Origin of the sequence: Mesorhizobium sp. M5C.F.Ca.IN.020.32.2.1, assembly GCF_004023105.1 — a bacterium.
GTDB lineage: Bacteria > Pseudomonadota > Alphaproteobacteria > Rhizobiales > Rhizobiaceae > Mesorhizobium > Mesorhizobium wenxiniae.
The window spans coordinates 1-3447 of sequence record NZ_RZSX01000702.1 but is presented as its reverse complement, the minus strand read 5'-3'; the positions used below and the strand labels follow the sequence as shown (position 1 = coordinate 3447).

Genomic DNA, 3447 nt, shown 5'->3' with positions numbered 1-3447 from the left:
CGGCAATCTTGGCCCAGGCATTGTCTGCGTCGATCAGCACTGCACGCCGTGGAGAACGTGGTTCGGTAGGCAAGGTGAGCCCCTATTTTTGACTTCGCACCAAATGACATATGGTGCAAGGGTAACTTTTTTGTCGTTTCGACGAACGTCACTACTTCTCCCGATACAAGATCATACCCGCGTGATGCAGCACGCCGTCAATGAACGTTCCGTCAGCGGTAAAGCCGGTGTCGTCCCAATAGTCGATGTGATTTCCTCGGATCTCATAGCGCCCCTGGTACGCGCTCTCACGGTTTCCGCGCGCTTCGTCATAGCGACAGTGTCGAAGCAAGTTGTGGCGGATATAGCCATCGGCCGTGACCCACATCCCGACATAGGGATGGCTTCCCGAAGGTTGGGTAACCGTATTTTGCTCGACATTCATCTGGGCGAGACCTTTCTGTACTGGTAAAACGGCGGCGCCGGCAAGAAACACGGCAGCGGCAAGCGTCGAAATCTGCTTCATGCGACAGCTCCTCAGGGTTGTTTTCCGGGAGCGGCGCGACGCTCCGTGAACAGCTCGGAGAGCGTTTGCGATGCTGCGATCGCGCGACGAGGTGTGAAAACGAAAATCCATTCTTGCCTCCCTACTTGCTGGCTGTCGGCCGGATGACGATCTCGTTCACGTCGACATCGTCCGGCTGTTCGATGGCGAAGCGCACGGCACGGCCGATCGCGTCGGGCTGCAGCGCGATGGCGCGATAGGTCTTCATCGCTTCCACCGCGACCGGATCGGTGATCGTGTCGGCGAGCTCGCTATCGACCACGCCGGGAAGGATGCAAGTGATGCGGATGTTGTCGTGCTCCTGCCGCAAGCCATCGGAGATGGCGCGCACCGCGAATTTGGTCGCGCAATAGACCGCGGCTGTCGGCGACACCGAAAGCGCGCCGATGGAGGCGATGTTGACGACATGGCCGGAACCTCGGGCCGTCATCTCCGGCAGCACCGCGGCGATGCCGTAGAGCACGCCCTTGATGTTGACGTCGACCATCCGATCCCATTCACCGACCTTAATCGAGGCCATCAGCGACAACGGCATAACGCCGGCATTATTGACGATCACGTCGACGCGTCCCCAGGCCTGGCGCGCCGCCTCGGCAAAGGCGGCGACTTCTGCGCGATCGGTTACGTCCAGGCGGCGTGTCATTGCCTCCCCGCCCTTTGCCCTGATTTCTCCTGCGAGTGTGTCCAGCCGATCGGTGCGGCGCGCACCGAGCATGACCTTTGCTCCGGCAGCACCGAGCGACCGGCCGATGGCGGCTCCAATGCCGCTCGAAGCCCCGGTAATGAGCACGACTTTGTTGAGCGACATGTTCGTCTCCGTCTTGTTGATCCTGCGAACCGCCATCCAGGCGGTTGCCACGAAGATGGATCTGTTTCACTGTTGCGATAAGACGACCGTTTGTTCACAGCGTGGAAAGCACATCTAACCAATGCAGCCGGATCTCAATGCGCTTGCGGTGTTCGCCCTCGTGGCCGAGGAGCGGAGCTTTCGCGCGGCTGCGGACCGGACGGGCGTCACCCGCTCGGCGGTGAGCCAAACGATGAAGCGGCTGGAGGAGACGCTCGGTATCGCGCTTGTCCAGCGCACGACGCGAAGCGTCAGCCTTACCGAGGCTGGCGAACGCCTCTACTCCGGGATAGCGCCGGCCATTGCCGACATGCGCGCGGCAATGGAGACCACCGGGGATATGCGCGGGCGTCCGCGCGGGCAGTTGCGGCTCGCCGTCTCGTCGATCGCCGAGCGCTTTCTTTCAGGGCCGTTCCTGGCGACCTTTGCCGAAGCGAATCCCGAGGTTCAGATCGACATCACGGTGACGGACGAGGAGTTCGACATCGTCGCCGAGGGATACGATGCCGGCGTCAGGCTCGGCGAGGTGATCGAGCAGGACATGATTGCGGTGTCTGTCGCCGGCGACGAGCGGCAGCTGGCCGTCTGCGCGCCGGCCTATCGCGATCGGTTCGGGGCGCCTGCGCATCCGAGCGAGCTTGCCGGCCATCGCTGCATTGGCTGGCGCCGCGCACCCAAGGTTGCGCCCTATCGCTGGGAATTCGCCGAGAATGGCAAGGAGTTCAGCGTCGCCGTTGCGCCGGAGATCACGACCAACGACATGGCGTTGATGACAAAGCTCGCCATAGCCGGCGCCGGCATCACCTTCGGCATGGAGGAGAGCTTTCGCCCGTCGATCGATCGAGGCGAGCTGGTGGCAGTTCTCGAAGGCTATTGCCCGCGCTTTGCCGGCTTCTACCTCTACTATCCGAGCCGTCGTAACGTCGCGCCGAAGCTGCGTGCCCTTGTCGATCACCTGCGGCGTCTTGGCTAGCGTTTTCCGCGCGGGCGATCGCGCCATTGCAGTCCTTTTCGAATAGCGGGAGCGAACCGAATTTGCTTTCCGCTCCCGGCGATTCTGTCTCGCGTTGGACGCGACATGCTGCACATCGCAAGCGACTTCCTTTCACCGTCCGCCAACCAGCCCACCACCTTTTTTGGGATGAGAGTCCAGATCGTCAACCTCGCTGCGCACCGGCATCTCGATGTTGCAGTTACATTGGTCTGGGGCGGTTCGGATGTTGAGGCGGTGATGGCCAATCGAGCCCAAACGAAAACCCCGGCCGCTGGGCCGGGGTTTTCCTTGCGTCCCCAAAGGATCAGAACTTGTAGCTGACGCCGACCCTCACCGCGTGCGTGGTTAGGTCAACCGGCATATCGACATCCGGGAATCCCGGAGCCAAGTTGCCTGAGGCTTCTCCGAAGTCTGTATACCGATACGCCAGTCGCGCGGTCCAATGTTCGTTGAAGGCCCACTCGCCGCCGGCACCGATTGTCCAGCCGTTGAGCGTATCCGAATAGCCCCCGCTGACAGGAAGCGGGAAGGGGCCGCCACCGAAGTCGAAATCGCCGATCGCCCAGCCGCCGGTGACGTAGAGAAGTGCGTTGTCGTATGCGTAGCCGAGCCTTGCGCGGATCGAGCCCTGCCAGTTCAATTCGCTGGTTCCAACAGAAGTGGCTCCGGTAGCATTTTCGAAGCTGCCCTCCACGTCACCGCCTTCGAAATCGCCCTCGACACCGTAAACAAAAGAGCCGGACTGCCAGTTATACCCGACATGGACGCCACCAATGAAGCCATCGGGATCGGAATCGTCACTTGGCGCACCGTTGGAGTAGCTGTGTTCTGCTTGCCCCCAGAGATAGCCGCCCTGAAGACCGACATAAAAGCCGCTCCAGTCGTAGGCAACTGCGACGGGTGCCGTGGGCTCGTAAACAACTGCATCGGCCGCGAAGGCCGGAGCCGCAAGCAAGGCCGCACCGCTGAAACCGAGCAGGAACGTAGTGGCAAACGCGATTTTCTTCATGGAATGATGCCTGTGTTGAAAGGAAGTCACCAAAAATTGAATAACACACAGGT

The 3447-nt window shown here is 61.1% G+C and carries 4 protein-coding genes; 1 reads left to right on the top strand and 3 read right to left on the bottom strand.

Annotation, left to right across the window (positions count from 1 at the left end; genetic code table 11):
- Positions 1–151: 151 nt before the first annotated feature.
- Positions 152–424, bottom strand: a complete 273-nt coding sequence (locus EOA86_RS27290; protein ID WP_245497393.1) for an Atu4866 domain-containing protein — start codon at positions 422–424, stop codon at positions 152–154.
- A gap of 202 nt (positions 425–626) precedes the next feature.
- Positions 627–1352 carry an SDR family oxidoreductase gene (locus EOA86_RS27285; protein WP_128344532.1) on the bottom strand — a complete coding sequence of 242 codons (726 nt, stop codon included), beginning with the start codon at positions 1350–1352 and terminating at the stop codon, positions 627–629.
- A gap of 121 nt (positions 1353–1473) precedes the next feature.
- Between EOA86_RS27285 and EOA86_RS27280 the strand changes: the two genes are divergently transcribed.
- The gene (locus EOA86_RS27280) at positions 1474–2364 is read left to right on the top strand and encodes a LysR family transcriptional regulator (protein WP_127210787.1); all 891 of its coding nucleotides are present in this window, start codon (positions 1474–1476) and stop codon (positions 2362–2364) included.
- Positions 2365–2689: 325 nt separating this feature from the next.
- Here the strand turns inward: EOA86_RS27280 and EOA86_RS27275 are convergent.
- Positions 2690–3447 (bottom strand): outer membrane protein (locus tag EOA86_RS27275; protein WP_245497392.1); only part of this gene is annotated, 758 nt, incomplete at its 5' end.